The sequence below is a fragment of the Novosphingobium sp. PhB55 genome (genome assembly GCF_004368805.1).
Lineage (GTDB): Bacteria > Pseudomonadota > Alphaproteobacteria > Sphingomonadales > Sphingomonadaceae > Novosphingobium.
This window is the reverse complement of the sequence record NZ_SODQ01000003.1, coordinates 531,808-547,176: the sequence shown is the minus strand read 5'-3', so window position 1 is coordinate 547,176 and position 15,369 is coordinate 531,808. Positions and strand designations below refer to the sequence as shown.

The 15,369-nt window shown below is 63.4% G+C and carries 25 protein-coding genes; 24 read left to right on the top strand and 1 reads right to left on the bottom strand.

Features of this window, described 5'->3' with window-relative positions:
- Positions 1-115 precede the first annotated feature (115 nt).
- Positions 116-301, top strand: coding sequence for a hypothetical protein (locus EDF57_RS10190; RefSeq protein WP_134094093.1), 186 nt, complete (start codon positions 116-118; stop codon positions 299-301).
- Here the strand turns inward: EDF57_RS10190 and EDF57_RS10185 are convergent, their stop codons facing one another.
- Complete coding sequence (locus EDF57_RS10185) at positions 302-991, bottom strand: LexA family transcriptional regulator (protein ID WP_166675229.1); 690 nt, start codon at positions 989-991, stop codon at positions 302-304.
- Between EDF57_RS10185 and EDF57_RS25435 the strand changes: the two genes are divergently transcribed.
- From EDF57_RS25435 to EDF57_RS10075, 23 genes are all read left to right on the top strand, one after another.
- Positions 990-1,196, top strand: a complete 207-nt coding sequence (locus EDF57_RS25435; RefSeq protein ID WP_166675228.1) for a hypothetical protein — start codon at positions 990-992, stop codon at positions 1,194-1,196. The genes EDF57_RS10185 and EDF57_RS25435 overlap by 2 nt on opposite strands.
- On the top strand, positions 1,193-1,501 hold the full coding sequence (locus tag EDF57_RS10180; RefSeq protein WP_134094091.1) for a hypothetical protein: 309 nt from the start codon (positions 1,193-1,195) through the stop codon (positions 1,499-1,501). The genes EDF57_RS25435 and EDF57_RS10180 overlap by 4 nt, the downstream gene beginning before the upstream one ends.
- Positions 1,498-1,992: a MarR family winged helix-turn-helix transcriptional regulator gene (locus EDF57_RS10175; protein WP_134094090.1), complete on the top strand. Its 495-nt coding sequence runs from the start codon at positions 1,498-1,500 to the stop codon at positions 1,990-1,992. Before EDF57_RS10180 ends, EDF57_RS10175 begins: the two co-directional genes overlap by 4 nt.
- Entirely contained in the window at positions 1,989-2,438 is a 450-nt protein-coding gene (locus EDF57_RS10170) for a hypothetical protein (protein ID WP_134094089.1), read from the top strand. The genes EDF57_RS10175 and EDF57_RS10170 overlap by 4 nt, the downstream gene beginning before the upstream one ends.
- A 70-nt stretch (positions 2,439-2,508) precedes the next feature.
- Entirely contained in the window at positions 2,509-2,931 is a 423-nt protein-coding gene (locus EDF57_RS10165; protein ID WP_134094088.1) for a hypothetical protein, read from the top strand.
- Between the two features lie 18 nt (positions 2,932-2,949).
- Positions 2,950-3,987 carry a DUF2303 family protein gene (locus EDF57_RS10160; protein WP_134094087.1) on the top strand — a complete coding sequence of 346 codons (1,038 nt, stop codon included), beginning with the start codon at positions 2,950-2,952 and terminating at the stop codon, positions 3,985-3,987.
- A gap of 169 nt (positions 3,988-4,156) precedes the next feature.
- Positions 4,157-4,555, top strand: coding sequence for a DUF1064 domain-containing protein (locus EDF57_RS10155; protein ID WP_134094187.1), 399 nt, complete (start codon positions 4,157-4,159; stop codon positions 4,553-4,555).
- Positions 4,552-5,304, top strand: a complete 753-nt coding sequence (locus EDF57_RS10150) for a hypothetical protein (RefSeq protein ID WP_134094086.1) — start codon at positions 4,552-4,554, stop codon at positions 5,302-5,304. Before EDF57_RS10155 ends, EDF57_RS10150 begins: the two co-directional genes overlap by 4 nt.
- Before the next feature lie 16 nt (positions 5,305-5,320).
- Positions 5,321-5,809, top strand: coding sequence for a hypothetical protein (locus EDF57_RS10145; protein ID WP_134094085.1), 489 nt, complete (start codon positions 5,321-5,323; stop codon positions 5,807-5,809).
- Positions 5,806-6,132, top strand: coding sequence for a hypothetical protein (locus EDF57_RS10140; RefSeq protein ID WP_134094084.1), 327 nt, complete (start codon positions 5,806-5,808; stop codon positions 6,130-6,132). Before EDF57_RS10145 ends, EDF57_RS10140 begins: the two co-directional genes overlap by 4 nt.
- 226 nt (positions 6,133-6,358) lie before the next feature.
- Positions 6,359-6,913 (top strand): hypothetical protein, encoded by a 555-nt coding sequence (locus EDF57_RS10135; RefSeq protein ID WP_134094083.1) that lies wholly within the window; start codon positions 6,359-6,361, stop codon positions 6,911-6,913.
- Positions 6,914-7,066: 153 nt separating this feature from the next.
- The gene (locus tag EDF57_RS10130; RefSeq protein ID WP_134094082.1) at positions 7,067-7,438 is read left to right on the top strand and encodes an HNH endonuclease signature motif containing protein; all 372 of its coding nucleotides are present in this window, start codon (positions 7,067-7,069) and stop codon (positions 7,436-7,438) included.
- 6 nt (positions 7,439-7,444) lie between these two features.
- Positions 7,445-7,630: a hypothetical protein gene (locus tag EDF57_RS10125; RefSeq protein ID WP_134094081.1), complete on the top strand. Its 186-nt coding sequence runs from the start codon at positions 7,445-7,447 to the stop codon at positions 7,628-7,630.
- 119 nt (positions 7,631-7,749) lie between these two features.
- On the top strand, positions 7,750-8,310 hold the full coding sequence (locus EDF57_RS25965) for a hypothetical protein (protein WP_243840987.1): 561 nt from the start codon (positions 7,750-7,752) through the stop codon (positions 8,308-8,310).
- 105 nt (positions 8,311-8,415) lie between these two features.
- Positions 8,416-10,020 carry a terminase TerL endonuclease subunit gene (locus EDF57_RS10115; protein ID WP_243840986.1) on the top strand — a complete coding sequence of 535 codons (1,605 nt, stop codon included), beginning with the start codon at positions 8,416-8,418 and terminating at the stop codon, positions 10,018-10,020.
- On the top strand, positions 10,017-11,291 hold the full coding sequence (locus tag EDF57_RS10110) for a phage portal protein (protein ID WP_208324830.1): 1,275 nt from the start codon (positions 10,017-10,019) through the stop codon (positions 11,289-11,291). Before EDF57_RS10115 ends, EDF57_RS10110 begins: the two co-directional genes overlap by 4 nt.
- Complete coding sequence (locus EDF57_RS10105; protein ID WP_134094078.1) at positions 11,288-11,929, top strand: HK97 family phage prohead protease; 642 nt, start codon at positions 11,288-11,290, stop codon at positions 11,927-11,929. Before EDF57_RS10110 ends, EDF57_RS10105 begins: the two co-directional genes overlap by 4 nt.
- Positions 11,930-11,954: 25 nt before the next feature.
- Positions 11,955-13,268: a phage major capsid protein gene (locus EDF57_RS10100; protein WP_208324829.1), complete on the top strand. Its 1,314-nt coding sequence runs from the start codon at positions 11,955-11,957 to the stop codon at positions 13,266-13,268.
- Between the two features lie 86 nt (positions 13,269-13,354).
- A complete protein-coding gene (locus tag EDF57_RS10095; RefSeq protein ID WP_134094077.1) occupies positions 13,355-13,603 on the top strand; it encodes a hypothetical protein in 249 nt (82 codons plus the stop codon).
- Positions 13,604-13,606: 3 nt separating this feature from the next.
- The gene (locus EDF57_RS10090; RefSeq protein WP_134094076.1) at positions 13,607-14,179 is read left to right on the top strand and encodes a head-tail connector protein; all 573 of its coding nucleotides are present in this window, start codon (positions 13,607-13,609) and stop codon (positions 14,177-14,179) included.
- Positions 14,180-14,205: 26 nt separating this feature from the next.
- The gene (locus EDF57_RS10085; RefSeq protein WP_166675227.1) at positions 14,206-14,508 is read left to right on the top strand and encodes a head-tail adaptor protein; all 303 of its coding nucleotides are present in this window, start codon (positions 14,206-14,208) and stop codon (positions 14,506-14,508) included.
- A complete protein-coding gene (locus tag EDF57_RS10080) occupies positions 14,505-14,963 on the top strand; it encodes an HK97-gp10 family putative phage morphogenesis protein (RefSeq protein WP_134094074.1) in 459 nt (152 codons plus the stop codon). The genes EDF57_RS10085 and EDF57_RS10080 overlap by 4 nt, the downstream gene beginning before the upstream one ends.
- Before the next feature lie 2 nt (positions 14,964-14,965).
- Positions 14,966-15,352: a DUF3168 domain-containing protein gene (locus EDF57_RS10075; RefSeq protein ID WP_134094073.1), complete on the top strand. Its 387-nt coding sequence runs from the start codon at positions 14,966-14,968 to the stop codon at positions 15,350-15,352.
- Positions 15,353-15,369 lie beyond the last annotated feature (17 nt).

Sequence of the window (15,369 nt, the reverse complement as noted above, 5' to 3'; positions counted from 1 at the left end):
AAGTCAATACGCTTTTCGTAATTCCGTATCGATTGGGATTTGCTGGGATTTCCCTCTTGAGCCGATGTTCTCAATATGTTCCATTATACCCATCAACGAATCAAGCGAGGTTGGAATGCGTCGGGGCTGTCGGATTGAGTATTTCGGGAAGGCCAGAGGGCCGATCAGGGATAATCTGGACGAGGCACAGCAGGACGCGGCGCGCCTGAAACTCGGCTCCTACGACGAGGATGGCCGCTTCTTCCTGGACGTCGGCGCAGACCTGCGCTGGGTGCCCGTAGACTGCGAGGTCGCGGCCTGATTAGGCCATTCGGCGCAGGAACTCCGCGCCGATCGACACAGACACCACCCGCCCGATGATGTTGATCGGCTCGGATCCGATCTCAATTTCCTTATGCGCCGGGTCAGTCGACAGCGGCACCAGGCGGGCGGGCTCTTGCATAAACCTTTTGAAGGTGAACTCGCCCGCCTCGTTGCCCACCACGTAAAGATCGCCGGAAAACAGCTTCTTATCGTTCGGGTCCACGATCACATCGCACCCCAGGGGCGCGATCTTGTTCATGCTCTCGCCGTCGACCTCGAGCGCGAAGACGCCCTTCGGCAGGTTCGCCGGGACCTCTACGCTGTTGGGTGTGTCGGCCAGCGCTTCGCGCAGCGAGCCAGCCGGCACCATCCCGATACGGGCGATCTTCCGGACCGACGGATCCGGCCCCTCATCCATACCGAAGTAGTGCGCCAGGATCGGCATCTCGCGCTGCTGCACCTTGCGGGTGCCCTTCAGCATCTCGGTGATACGCGCCGGCGCTATGCCCAGCTCAGCGGCAACTTCCTTTTGCAGGACCTTGCCAGAGCTGATCCAGCGGCGGAGTTCCGCGAGAATTTCGTCGTGTGTCACCATCGCGCGACATTGCGAATTTCGTATTCCGCCGTCGATGACGAAGTTCGTATTTTCGCTTGCGCTTGAGTTACGGTTATCGTAATTCGACTGCATGAACACGGTAGCAGAAATCCTCGAAAGTCTTGGTGGCGTCTCCGCTGTTTCCAAAGAAACCGGCATCCCGATCACCACGGTTCACACTTGGAAGCGGACGGGGTTCATCCCCAGCTGGCGCATTCCCGCGTTGGTCAAGATGGCCAGGCGGCTCCGCAAACCGCTCAAGGAAGCGAACTTTCCCGTTCGGCAGGCCGCAGCATGAGCGCCCGTTGCCCTCACTGCGGTGGCAACACCGACGAGAACGCGATCGTCCGTCGCGGCAAGTGGTCGCTCGGGCCGTCGCTCACCTATCACGACGGTGAGCAGATCGCCCTGCCCCGCGCGCATGCCCGCACGCTCTATGCGATCGCCCGCGCCAATGGCGAACCGATCACGCATCACGACCTGCCGAACAGCTCGCCGAACACGCTGGCCGCTCATATCCGCGCGCTCCGCCGCACGTTCGGCGACCGCCTGCCTGTGCGCGGCGCCTCGAACCGTGGGTATTCATGGGACGCTCGAGCATGAGCACGAACAACCGCATCGACGGCCGCCAGCGCACAGCCAAGCTCCTCGTCCTGCTCACCAAGTGCGCCGACGCCGGCCGTCCCGCTCCGACGAATGCTGAACTGGCCGAGCTTCTCGGGCTCCAGCATCAGAACAACGCCTCCGCCGCCCTCAAGCGGCTGGAAGCGCTGGGCGAGGTCACCGTCGAGCGTTTCAGCAACACGCGCATCGTCACCATCCGGTCGACCGGCAAGAGCACCGCCGGCACTCCCGGCGGCTGGAAGCGGACGTGCCGCCACCGCGTGAACGCTGATCGCCCCGCCCGCGCCGATAACCAGCCGCAGAGCGACGCCGCCCGCGTGCTGACCAAGCCGGAGCCCCTTAGCGTCAATCGCGATCCCTGCCCCTGCTGCGGGATCCGCGGCGATATCGGCTGCCGCCACACTCGCGCGGCCCAGCCCTTCCTGTTTGTCCCCGTTTCTCTTCATGCCGCCGAGGTAATCCAGCCATGAACCGCACATCCACCGGCAATAAGCCCGTGTTTTCCGCGTCTTCCGTCCGTGACACGATCGCTGAGACCCTGGCTTCCATCAAGGAAGAGGACAGCCTCACCTATGCGGACATGGGCCGCGTCATGGGCAAGAGCGGCGACCGCGCCGAGGCGTACTGCAACGGCGACTTCTCGGACATGTCAGGGTTCTCGCTGCTCGCCGCCTGGCGCGAGTGGAATGGCCGCTTCGTCGGCCCGCTGCGCACGCTGGTGGAGGGCAGCCGCCCCGGCGGCGCGCACTGCGACCACGCTGGGCAGTCGGCAATCCTGAAGGCCGCCCTCGCGATCTCTGTCGCTCTGCAAGATGGCGAAGTGGACCCCGAGGAAGTGCGCGCAAACCGCAGCACCCTCGAAAGCGCTCGCGACGCCATCGACGCCCAGCTCGCGAAGCTCGTTCGAGCGGCCTGACAAGTTTCGGGTCGGGGGGATGGCGCGCACCCCGGCCTGATGACCTGAATGCGCGCCGGAGTGATGCAAGATGGATCATAATCCCGAGACCGGCGAAATCATAGAGGAGAACGCCGCCGATGGCGGGCGCCGCTATCCCGCCGCGTCGACCCTCACCGACCTGCTGATGATGCTCAAGGATGGGGCCTTCAACGCCGACAGCAGCGAGCCGCTCCAGGAGTTCGCGCAGAAGCTCGAGGCGGCTGGGATCGACAGCAACAAGAAGGTGAAGGGCAAGATCACCCTCACCATCGACGTCGACTTCGACCCGGACAAGGAATTCTCAGTCCTTACGCCGTCGCTCGCCTTCAAGCTGCCGTCAGCAAAGCACGGTGCCACCGTTGCCTGGTTCACCCGCGATGGCCGCCTGAGCCCCAACAAACCGCGTCAGGGCAATCTGTTCGGCACCATCCGCGAAGTCTCCACCACCGAACCGCGCACCCTGCACGGCTGATCGAAGGACATCGACCACATGACCCAAGCCACTACCGACACCAGCGCCCTCGCGCTCGCCGCCGCCGACACCGTCGCAGACCGCACCGGCGAGCTGATGGACAAGGCCTTCAACTTGGCCGAGCAGCATCTGCGCGCGCAGGTCGTAACGGTTACCGATCCTCGCACCGGTACCGAAGCTCCCGTCGCCCTCACGGCTAGCGGAGCTCATCCGCTCAGCCCCAACCTGTGGGACGAGTATCGCTCGCACCCGCTGTTCCGTAGCGGCACCGCCGTGCTGACCCAGCTTCCCTCGTTCATCGATCTGGTGAACCGCTTTAAGTTCGCCAATTCCGCGATCTTCGCCGTAGACGATTTCAAGAAGCCCTCGCTGACGGCCATTTTTGACTACCACCCTGCCAACATCGACGAAGACGGCGTCATTCCCGCTCATCCGGTCGAGCCCATGCGCCACAAGGCTAACTATGCCTTCCCGCTTTCCGAAGAATGGAAGGCCTGGTTCGGCAGGAACGCCACGCCGATGTCCATGGGCGAGTTCGCGGCCTTCCTCGAAACACAGATTGTCGACGTGTCCGAGGATCCGGTGAGCGAATGGTCGAAGCAGGCTCAGGACTTCGCAAAGGCGAACCGGGCGACAACGCCTAGCTCGATAGCCACGCCCACGCGGCTGGTCGACATGTCGCTCAAGTTCCGCATCTATGAGACGGCGGAATCCTGCGAAGCGGTGAACCTGACGACCGGCGAGACCCAATTTGCCTTCGTATCCGAGCACAAGCAGTCGGACGGAAAGCCCGTCGACTTCCCCAAGCTGTTCTCGATCGCCATCCCGATCTTCGCACGCTCGGCGGACGTCTATCGGATCATCGCGCGCCTTCGTTACCGCCTGAAGGATGGCAAGCCGGTGTTCTGGTACGAACTGTGGCGCCCCGACCTCACTTTCGAAACCGCGTTCAATCAGGCGCTCGAGAAGGTGAAGAACGAAACCGGTCTTCCGGTCTTCGCCGGCGCGCCGGAAGGTTCGGCTGGCAGGTCCAGCTACGACGGCCAGCCGTTCTAACCATGCTCGGCTGGCTCACCCGCAAGCGTAAGCCCGAGCCGGTTGCTCCCGGCGCTGCCTTGGCCAAGATCGGCCAAGTGCAGCGCCGGGCGCTGATCCGCGCCCAGGCCGACCAGATGCGGCAGAACGCAGGGTTGCCTCCTGCGGAGTGGCCCAAGCTGTGAGCGAGATGCCGAAACGCATCAGTCTCGCCGACTTCCTTTCCCTGCCGCCCGCAAAGGCGGCGGGGAACAAGTTCGGCGCGCAGAAGGCGGTGTGTGGCCACGGCCATAAGCATGCCAGCAAGAAGGAAGCTGCACGCTGCGCTGAACTGCACCTCCTGCAGCGCGGCGGTCAGATCTGCGGCCTCGAGGTTGAGCCGACGTTCACCTTCATGGTCAATGGCAAGCCCGTCCTGCATCCGAATGGCCGGAAGGCCGTCTACAAGCCCGACTTCTCCTACAAAGAGCGCGGCCGGAAGGTCTGCGAGGACGTGAAGGGGAACAAGGCCACCCAAACCGAGGCATCGGTGCTGCGCATGTCGTTTGCGCGCGCCTTCTGGCCCGATATCGAATGGATCGTGGTGTGAGCCTCATCGCAACCGCTGTGAAGCATCTGATCGCCGCTGGCGTCACTGGTGACGCTTTGCTGGCGGCCATTGCCGAACTCGAAACACAAGTGCGCGCCGAGCCGAAACCGCGCAGCGCGGGTGCCGCTCGCACGCAAAGATGGCGGGAAAACAAGCGTCTCAACGCGTCACAAACGTCACATGTGACGGCTGGTGACGGTTGTGACGAAGGTGACGGTGAACCCTCCCTTCCCCGCCTCCCCAATGAAAATAATTCTAACCCCTCCACCCCTACCCACCCGGAAGAGAAATCACGCGCGAGCGATGCGGGCACGCACGAGGCGGCCGGGACCGATCCGGTTCTCCCCGCCCCTGGCGCCGACCCCGAACCAGCCGCTGGCGAGCAGCCGGCGAAGCCGAAACGCACTGTCTCCAAGCCCCTGCCGATGCCCGATGCCTGGGAACCCGTGCTGACGGCGGCGGCCCAGCAGATCGTCGATGGCTGGCCGCCCGGCATGCTGGAACGGGAGCGGATGGCCTTCGAGGCACACGCCGCCAGCAACGACCGCGTGACCAAGGATTGGCAGGCGGCATTCCGCACTTGGATCGCGAAAGCCGACCGAAACAGGACCGAACGAAATGGGATACGAAGCACGACAGCTGGGCGAGGTTTTGCCGGCAATCACCAACCCGATAGGCGAGACGGGTTCACTCGTTCCCTCGACGAAACCATCGCCCGGGGCCGTGCCGGCGGTGCGCCTCTCCAATGACGAGCTAGCCGCAGCGATGGTCGTTGCCGCCGCGCCGCTGCCCGTGCTCGAGATGGCCGACGAGGTGTTCCTGGCCCAGATCCTGCGCATGATGGACATGCTGCCGAGGCGCCCCGACGACAGCGTGGGCGGCAAGCTGCGGCACCGCGCCTACGAACTGGTGATCGGGCGATACCCGCGCCAAGCGCTGGAATTCCTCGCAACGGAAGCGCTGTGCAGCTGCAAGTTCTATCCCAGCACCACCGAGTGCGTTGAGATCTTGGCTCGTTGGCGCCGTGACGATGACGCATCACGCGCCAAGCTCGCGGCATCGACCGCTGCCCACCGCGAGCGGCAGGCCCGGTTTGATGACGCCATGGCCCGCCTGGACGAGGGCGCTGCGACGCAAGCCGAGATCGATGCGATGCCAGAACAGTGGAAGAGCGTGGGCGAGACGCGCAGCTATTTGTGGCGGCACAGCGATGGCTCGTACACGGCACGAGTTCGCCGGGAGGATGCGGCATGAGCATCGACCCTGTCCCTGTCCGCGAGGAACTCGCTCGCATCGCGAAAGAGCAAGCTGTGCTGCGGCAGCGGTCCAACGGCGGCTTGGCGCTGGCATGGTTCTCTGACCATGCTCTGTCAAAAACCAGTGGCCCGCGCGTTCCATTGAGCAACGGTGTTCTACAGGATCGCCTCACCGTCGTCGCCAGCGGAACCACCGATGCTGATAAGGTCGCGCCATACGTCCAGCAGGCTTACCGGGAAGCGCAGAGAGGAATTATCCTGCGAGCGATAGAGCTTGCGCGTGCGGACTACGCTCGCGGCGAGGCGGAGGCGGAATCGTGACGGTTCGCAACTGTTCTTGCCAAGCCGGGCCCATCGAGACCGGCCCTATCCAGCTCGGTCACGATCGGCCCGGCCTATACATCAGCGGCGATCAGGCACGAGATCTCGCGATGGCCCTTCAAGCGGTCATGCGCCACTCGAACGCGCAGAGCTACCACATGTCTCCGATCATGGGCCTGCTCAGGCAGCTTCAGGCCTGCAACCCCAATTCACGAGGAAGATACTGATGCAATGGTGCATCCTGCGCACCGCGCCCAGCCGGACACTGCCGCTTGCGGCGGCGCTGGAAGCGGCTGGCTATCGCGCCTGGACGCCGCAGGAGACGCGCACCGTTCGCGTAGGCCATGCCCGCGTGCCGAAGGCGATCTCAGCTCCCATGATGCCGACGATCGTCTTCGCCGAATACGAGCGCCTACCCCTGCTTGTTGCTCTTTCGAGGATGCCGTCGCCGACGTGTAGCGTGTGGGATGACACGATGCAGTGCTATGTGCAGCGAGCCGTTCCGAACTTCCACGTCTTCCGCCATGCCGACCTATATCCGCGCGTCGCCGACCGAGCTCTTGATGCTGTTCGGTTGGCCGAGCAGCGAGAGCGCCCGCGCGACACGGCGCGGACGTTCGCGACCGGTACCGCAGTTACGTTCGCTGATGCTGGGTTCGAAGGGTTGATGGGCCGTGTCGCAGGTATGCAGGGACGCTACGCGCTCGTCGATTTCCCAGGCTTTTCCGTACCTGTGAAGATCTCGGCACACAGCCTCCTGCCTGCACGCGTGGCTGCTTGACGAGATGAGGATGGTTCACGTACTGTTCCGCCATCACCGCTGCCAGGAGCAGCAAGGCGTTCGCCCTAGAGACTGGTTCTCCTACGCCTCACCTCACGGAAGCACCTCGCTTTCGGGGGGACGCGCGAAGCGCATCTTTGAAGCAAGAACATAATGGCGAAGCTCAAGACATTGGGCGCTCGCCTATCAACGTTGAAGCCTGGTTTGGGGTCGCTCCCGCCTGTGGAGCGCAGTGAAAACGCGCAGCGGAGCGTCTACTCACCGTGGCGCAAGTGGTACAACACTGCGAGATGGAAGGCGCTGCGCCTCTCCATCTTCACCCGTGACATGTTCACCTGCCAGTGGCCCGGATGCGGCAAGCTGGAAGGCAACACCTCCCAGCTGGTGGCTGACCACCGCAAGCCGCACCGCGGCGACGAGGCGCTGTTCTGGGACGAGCACAACCTCTGGACCCTGTGCAAGCCCTGCCACGACAGCCGCAAGCAGCAACAGGAGCTGCGCGATCTGAGCCGCAGAAGGACCTGACCCAGCATGGCCATCGCCACCGTCTCCGCCCCGTCGCTTGTCTCCACCATCACGCTGCGGGTTCGCTTCATCGCCATCACCCGCGCCCGCCTCCGCATCGCGGCCCCGATCATCCGCCTCGGCGCATGGGTCGCGGGCTGCCAGGTCGAAATCGACATCGCCGACCCCACCGAGGCTCCCGAGCACCCCTGACCGGGGGGTGGGTCAAAAATCAGATCTGCCCTAGCGCTCCAGACCGCCGTCCCTCTCACGCAGAGAAAAAATCCTGGTGGACGAGCAGGGGTGCGAACTTTCGCCGGAGGTAACGCCCGATGGCGAAACGTAATTCTTCTATCAATTGGCCCGCTATCGAGCGCGAATACTTGGCCGGTGAATGTTCGATCCGGGAAATAGCTGACCGATACGAAGTCTCAGATACAGCGATTAGAAAGAAGGCGAAGGCGGAGGGATGGAAACGCGCAGTTCGCAGTGCGAACCGGCGCGAACCGGATCAGGCGTCTCCCCCTCCGCCGCCTTCCGACCCGGAAAATCCTCGCGAGCCGACAGCCATTGCCGACGACGGCCGCAACCTCGTCGGAAGGATGTTGGACGAGCTGGACGCGGTCACCAGCCGCCGCGGAGAGCTCGAGGACATGATCGTTTCAGCCACCGAAGATGATTCGGACGACAGTCGGCGGACAGCCATGATGAAGGCGCTCAGCCTGCCCAGCCGGGCGAACACGATGAAGACCCTGGCCCTTGCTCTGAAAACCTTGAACGAGGCTTCCGCCCCCTTGGGCAAGAAAGCGGCCCAGCAAGAGAAAGCGAAGGCCATTGGCGGCGGCAGCCGTTTCGCCGCGCTGGGTCCGCCGACGCTGAAAGCGGTGAAATAAGTGGTCGCATGGTCCACGGCGTGCCTCGATTGGAAGCGCCGGATCCGCGAACGCAGGTCTCTGATACCATTTTCCCCTCTGTTTCCGGCCTCTGCCGAGGCCAAGATGGCGATCTTCACGTCTCTCAAGATCGTCGATCTGGGCATTAACCCTGCGACTGGCGAGCACTTCACGATAGGCGAGACGGCCGGGGAGTGGCTGTTGGACTTCGCAGCTGCCATTTTCGGGGCGTACGACCCGGAAACGGGTGAGCAGAAAATCCGCAAGGGCCTCCTTCTCGTCTCGAAGAAGAACACGAAGTCGACGATCGCCGCGGGCATCATGCTCACCGAGCTCATTGCCGGGTGGCGCCCATCCGACGAAAATCTGATCCTCGCTCCCACGATCGAAGTGGCTGGCAACAGCTTTAAGCCGGCCTGCGACATGATCCGAAACGACGAAGAACTCGACGCGCTTCTTCACATCCAGGAACATGTCCGGCTCATCACCAACCGGAACACCAAGGCCACCCTAAAAGTCGTCGCCGCCGACAGCGCCACCGTTTCGGGCAAGAAGGCCAGCCGCGTTCTGATCGACGAGCTGTGGTTGTTCGGGAAGAAGGCCAACGCTGATGGTATGTTTCGGGAAGCCACCGGCGGCCAAGTGTCAAGGCCGGAAGGCTACACGCTCTACCTGACGACGCAGTCGGACGCGCCACCCGCAGGCGTGTTCAAGGACATGCTGAACTATGCTCGCGACGTGCGCGATGGCGTGATCGAAGACCCCGAATTCTTGGCCGTGCTCTACGAGTACCCCGAGGAGATGATGGCCGCGGACGAGCACCTCGACCCGGAAAATTTCTACATCACGAACCCCAACCTGGGGCGCTCTGTTAGCCAGAAATGGTTGCTTAGCGAGTTTCGGCAGGTAGAAAACGCCGAAGACGGCACCAAACAAGTATTTTTTGCAAAACACCTAAATGTGGAAATCGGCGTCGGCCTTCGCCACGATGCGTGGATCGGCGCCACATACTGGGAGCAGGCAAAGGCTCCAGCCGCCCTCTGGGACGGTACGCTCGAGCATATGCTCGAAATTTGCGAAGTCATGGTGGCGGGCGGCGACGGCGGCGGCCTCGACGACCTTCTGGGGCTGGCCCTGCTGGGGCGTCACCGGATCACGAAGCAGTGGCTGCTCTGGTGCCGGGCATGGGCGCAACTGGACGTATTCGAGCGTCGCAAGGACATCGTAAGCAACCTGAACGACTTCATCGCCGAGGGCACGTTGGTGAGATGCACCAGCCCGACGCAGGATCTTGTGGAGGTCGCCGACATTCTTGAGCGGGTTCGCGATGCCGGATTGTTCCCGGAACAGGCGGCGATCGGTCTCGACCCTCAGGGGATCACCGCCCTGGTCGATGAACTGTCCGGGCGCGGCTTCACCGCTGAACAAATGCTCGCGATCAGCCAAGGCTTCCGCCTCTCAGCGGCCGTCTGGGGCACGGAACGGAAGCTGAAGGACGGCACACTCGTCCATGCCGGGCAGCGGCTCATGGCCTGGTGCGCCGGAAATGCAAAATCTGAGCAGCGCGGCAACGCGGTGCTGATCACGAAACAGGTGGCCGGCAAGGCGAAGATCGATCCGCTTGTCGCGGCGTTCGATGCCGTGATGCTGATGACCCGCAACCCGGAGGGCGTTGGCAATGTCGACGAGTGGATCGAGAGCTACGCATGACCGTATCGCACTATAAGCTGTCGGCTGCGGCTGCCGCTCAGGAGGATAGGCGCCAAGGCGCTGCTATGGAGCGCAAGGCGGCAGCGTACGCGAGCAAAGAGCTTTCGCTTACCGATCCGAATGGATGGCTTCCGGAGAGGTATTCCTTCGGCGAACGCGTAACCGCAGCGTCAGTTATGGGCCTGGCCGCGACCTGGGCCTGCGTCAACTTCTGGGCTGGTAACATCGCATCCCTGCCGCTGACCATCTACCGCGCCGGGCCCGGGGGCGTCCCGGTCGAAGATCGAGGACACTGGCTGTATTGGCTGCTGCACAGCAGTCCCAACTACGACCAGTCCGCCTTCGATTTCTGGGAATTCATTGCGGCCTCGATTGAGCTGCAAGGTAACGCCTACGCACACATCCGCCGCGGAGCCGGTGGGAGAATCACATCCCTCACACCTATTCCGCCGCAGGCCGTGTCGGTGCGGCGCCTACCCAGCGGTGAAATCGAATACGCGTGGACCGACGAGGCCCGCGCCTATCGCGTGACCCAGCAGGACGTCCTACACATCCGCGGCCCCTTGGGAGGCCCCCTTGGCGGTGTATCGCCGATCGCTGCCTGCGCAGAATCGTTCTCGAACGCTTTCGCCGCTAACCGCGCATCGTCGAGCCTCTTTGCAAACGGCGTGCGACCGAGCGGCATTATGACCAAAGAGGGGACCCCGCTCAGCTCCGACCAGCGCACAAAGCTCGAGACGCTGCTTCAGGAGAAGTTTGTCGGTGCCGCCAACGCCGGCCGGCCAATGGTCATCGATGGCGGTCTCAAGTGGGAGCAGTTGTCGCTGTCCCCGAAAGACGCCGAACTGATCCTCAACCTGAAATTCAGTGTCGAGGAAATCTGCCGCATTTTCGAGGTCGACCCGCACCTTGTCGGCTCGACCGAAGGCAACACCTCGCTTGGCAGCAGCATGACCGAGCAGACCAACTCGGTGATGAAATTCAAGCTGCGAAAGCGTTTGAAGCGCATCGAGGGCTCGCTTGAGAAGCAGTTGCTCACTCCCGAAGACCGTGCGGCTGGGGTGAGCATCGAATTCAACGTCGAGGGCTTCCTGCGCGCCGACAGCCAGGGCCGAGCAACGTACTACAGCATCATGAAGGAATTCATGACGCGCAACGAGATCCGGGCGCTGGAAGGCCTCCCGCCAGTTGCTGGCGGCGACGTGCTGATGACCCAGATGCAGGACATCCCCCTATCTGCGGCGATCGCCGGAACGAGGAACCAGCAATGAACGAGTTCGACTTCGCGCTCGACCTGAAGAGCCTGAATGACAACGGCGCCATCGAGGGTCTGGCCATTGGCTATGGCAATCTGGACGCCGGCGGCGACATCGTCGCGCGCGGGGCAATTTCAGCTTCGATCGCGGGGCGGAAGTCTATCCCCATGCTGCTCTACCACGACCAGCGCCGGCCGGTTGGATCGTGGACCAGCTTCGAAGAGGTCTCCGACGGCCTGCTGGTGAAGGGCAAGTTCTCGAACACGTCCGCCGCGAACGAAGCTCGTGAGGACGCCAAGAGCGGCGCGCTAGGCGGGCTGTCGATGGGCTACAAGACGATCCGCCACCGGATGGAAGGCAAGGCCCGCCACCTGTTGGAAGTAGCGCTGCACGAGATCTCGCTGGTCACCATCCCGATGAATGACCGGACCCGTGTGACGAACGTCAAGGACATCGAAGATTTGCAGGCTCGTCTGGTAGCCGGGGACCGGCTTACCGAGCGGCAATGGGAGACCCTGCTCAAGAAGGGCTTTGGTCTCTCCAATACGGAGGCTGAGCGCGCCGTGCGTATCAACCTCAAGGGTCAGGGGGATCCTGACTACACGGCAGACCCCGACGCCGCTTTCTGGGCGGCGATGAACAGCGCCGCCTGACGGCACCCCCTAGAAGGAAACGAGTATGAGCAGGATTGCTTTCGTGGGCCTTGCCCGCGGGATCATGGGCGCGTCCCTTATCGGCCGCCTCACCATCAACGAGCGCCGCCTCGGCAGGCTTCTGCGTGACCCCACCGGTCACCCGCCGGGCCGCACGACCGCCGAGATCGCCGCCGAAACGAAGGCCGCCTTCGAGAAGGCAACCAACGAGGTGAAAGCGATTGCCGAGGAAGCCCTCGGGAAGGCGACTGCCGGCGAAGCCCTCACCACCAGCCTGAAGGAACGCGCCGACGAAGCGCTGACCGCGATCGCTGGTCTCAAGGCTTCCATGACTGAGCTGGAGCAGAAGGCCGACCGCAGCGGATCCGGCAATGAGCAGCAGCCCTCCCCGGGCCAGCAGTTCATCGACAGCGAGGAGTACAAGCAGGCATTCCCCAACGGCGCGCAGCCCGGCAGGAATGTGGCGATCGAGGTGAAGGCGATCACGTCGCTGACCACCGATGCAGACGGCTCGGCGGGCGACCTCGTCCGCACCGAGCGGGTGCAGTCGCCGATGGCGATGATGCCCGATCGACGCCTGACGATCCGCAGTCTTGTCGCACCCGGCCAGACCAGCTCGAGCTCGATCGAATACGTTCAGGAAACGGGCTTCACCAATGGTGCCGGTATGACCGCGGAAACCACCGCCAAGCCGGAATCCAGCCTGAAGTTCGATCTGAAGCAGGCTCCGGTGCGCAAGATCGCGCACTGGATGCTCGCCTCGGCGGAAATCCTGGCCGACGCGCCTGCCCTCCGGTCGATGATCGACTATCGCCTGCGCTACGGCCTTGCGATCGTCGAAGACACACAGCTGCTGAAGGGCAACGGCACCGGCCAGAACCTGCTGGGCGTCAAGCCCCAGGCGGCCGACTACGCCGCGCCGATCACGATTGCGGATGCAACCAAGATCGACGTTCTGCGCCTCGCTCTGCTGCAGGTCGAGCTCGCAGAGTACTCGGCTGATGGCCATGTGCTGCACCCGACGGACTGGGCAGAGATCGAGCTGCTGAAGGATACCCTGGGCCGCTACATCATCGGCAACCCGCAGGGCGGCCTGGCGCCTACCCTCTGGGGGCGCCCCGTCGTGACCACTGTCGCTCAGACCTTGGGCGAGTTCACGGTGGGCGCATGGGCCCGCGCCGCGCAGCTGTTCGATCGCATGCAAAGCCAGGTGCTCGTGTCGACCGAAGACAGCGACAACTTCCGCAAGAACATGGTCACCCTGCTCTCCGAGGAGCGGCTGGCATTCACCGTGTACCGACCGGAAGCCTTCGTCGACGGCGCTTTCCCGACCGGTTGATCCCAACAGAGGGCCGTCGAAAGGCGGCCCTCCATCTCCGGAGAATGATGATGAGCTCTCTCAAGACATTTCGCTGCCTGCGCGCCATGACCGACAATGGCCACGATTACGCGCGCGGCGATGAGATCGACCTATCCGAAGCAGACGCCGCAGGCCTGCTCCAGATGGGTGCAATCTCGGACGGCCAGCTCCTGCCAGCCAAGCTCGAAGATCTCGACAGCATGAAGCTGGACGAACTTAAAGCAGTGGCGGAACGCGAGCAGATTGATCTCGATGGAGCCACCAAGAAGGCCGACATCATCGCTGCCATCAAGGCAAAGCGCGAGGCGGCCTGATCTATGAGCGCTTTCGTCCTCACACCACCGGAACCCGTAGTATCGGTCCCGGACGCGAAGGCTCACCTTCGGGTGTTACACGCTGACGAGGACGCGCTGATCGCGACGTATATCGCGGCCGCCACCGCCCACATCGACGGGCCAGATGGCTGGCTGGGGCGTGCGATCGGTATCCAGACGCTGGAAATGCGACTTCCGACCTTCGGAAATTGCGGTGCTATCACGCTGCCTTACCCACCGGCTGTCGATATTGAGAGTGTCGCATACGTCAACGCGCTCGGTGACAGCGTCGAACTGGCCAGCGACCAGTATGAACTTTCCGGCGGCGTACTGCGCCCGGCGTGGCCGACGTCGTTCCCTGTCGCCGCTTGGCGCGGGGCGGCTGGTGAAACGGTCCGCATCCGTTGGAAAGCAGGCTACGCCGACCTACCGCCTGCCATCCAGGCAGCCATCCTTCTGATGGTAGGTGACCTGTATGCCAACCGCGAGACAGCGGCCGTTGGATCAGGGTCCGCGCCTATTCCAATGTCGACGACAGTTGAAACCCTGCTGTCGCCCCTCCGGGTGTTCACCTGATGTCAGCCGGGCCCCGGGACAAGCTGGTGACGCTGCAGCGGCGTTCATCCGGCCAGGACGAATACGGCGAGGATGTGCCCGCATCCTACTCCGATGTGAGCCAAGAATGGGCGCGGTTCTTCTGGGGACGTGGATCGGAGCGCCGCGAGGCGGCGCAGATGCAATCCCAGCAGGCGGCCACCATCCAGGTGCTCGACAACGGAAACACCCGCAGCATGCGCGCCCGCGACCGCATCGTTCTCGGCGAGCTGAACTTCGACATCGCCGCACCGGGCTTGCCGATCACTCGCGGCGAGCTGGAATTCACTGCGACGGCGGCCACGTCGTGACGATCAAGTTCAAGCTGACCGGATTTCGCGAGTTGGAGCGCGCTCTGGCCGAAGAATTGCCCAAGGCCACGGCGCGCGCCGTGCTGTTGCGCACCGCGAAGAAGGTCATGGAGCCGGTCCGCGAGGGCATGGCCCGCCGGGCGCCCAAGGACAGCGAAGAGTTGGCGAAGGGCATGAAAACTCAAGTCGTGAAGGCCAAGCGCCAGTCGCGCACCCGTTTCGAACGCTCGTCGGGCGTCTCGGTCAACACCGGCCCAAGCACCGCATCGCAGGAAGGCGGCAACCCAGCATGGCAGGAATTCGGCACGGAAAAGATGCCCGCTCACCCATATGCCCGGCCCACCGCCGACGAGGAAGGTCCTCGCGTGATCGAGGACGTCCGGGAAGAGCTGACGACGCAGATCGAGAAGGCGAAGGCCCGGATCGCCAAGCGCGCGGCGCGCAATAGGGCCTGATCATGGCCGATATGCAGACCGCCATGCGCAAGCGCATCCTTGCGTCCGGCGCAGCGCCACGCGTCGTTTGGGGTCGGAAAGTACCGCAAGGCACGGCACTTCCCTATCTCCAGTTGATCGTTGTGAGCGATCCGCGCCCTGGGCACCTCAAGGGCTACAACGGCGGGCGTCACACCCGCGTGCAGGCGGATTGCAAAGCCGAGAGCTACGCCGAGGCTAAGGCCATGTCGGATGCGCTCGTTCCCCTTCTCGCCGTCCCCACCACCATCGACGGCGTCAAGTTTGGCCGCACCAAGGCCGAAGGTCCGCAGGACCTCGGCGAGGATACTGCGGCCGGTTTCGTTCACCGGATGAGCTTGGACCTGCTCGTCTGGCATAGATCGGTATAGGTCCCGGAGTAATAGAA